Source organism: Bradyrhizobium sp. NBAIM08 (assembly GCF_020193935.1).
Lineage (GTDB): Bacteria > Pseudomonadota > Alphaproteobacteria > Rhizobiales > Xanthobacteraceae > Bradyrhizobium > Bradyrhizobium yuanmingense.
Genome location: NZ_JADYVR010000684.1, coordinates 1 through 422, shown reverse-complemented (window position 1 = coordinate 422; position 422 = coordinate 1). Strand labels below are relative to the sequence as shown.

Sequence of the window (422 nt, the reverse complement as noted above, 5' to 3'; positions counted from 1 at the left end):
TTCGTGGGCCCCGGCCACCTCCTCTTCCCGCTCTGCCGGCACCGGCCCGGTGGAGCCGCGCACGATGAGGCGCGTCTCCAATCGGAGGTGCTCGGGGTTGGCTTGGTCCCGTCGTTCGACGACGGCCAGAAGCAGGCGGACCGCCTCGGCGCCCTTGCGACGGATCGGCTGGTGCACCGTCGTGAGCGGGGGATCCACGTGGGGGGCGAGATCGATGTCGTCGAAGCCGACGACGCTGACGTCGCCCGGGACATCCAGGCGCATGTCCTTGAGGGCGCGCATGGCCCCGATGGCCATGGCATCGGACATGGCCAGGATGGCGGTCGGACGCAGGCCGTCCTCCCAGGCGCGATCGGTGATGGCGATGCCGCCATCGATGCTGGCCGGGCCGACCAGGACGCGCTCGTCGGGGATGTCCACAC

General features: G+C 71.1%; 1 protein-coding gene. It reads right to left on the bottom strand.

Going from position 1 to position 422, the window contains the following annotated elements; all coding sequences use genetic code 11:
• Positions 1–422 (bottom strand): LacI family DNA-binding transcriptional regulator (locus tag I6F37_RS41555; RefSeq protein WP_225154605.1); only part of this gene is annotated, 422 nt, incomplete at both ends.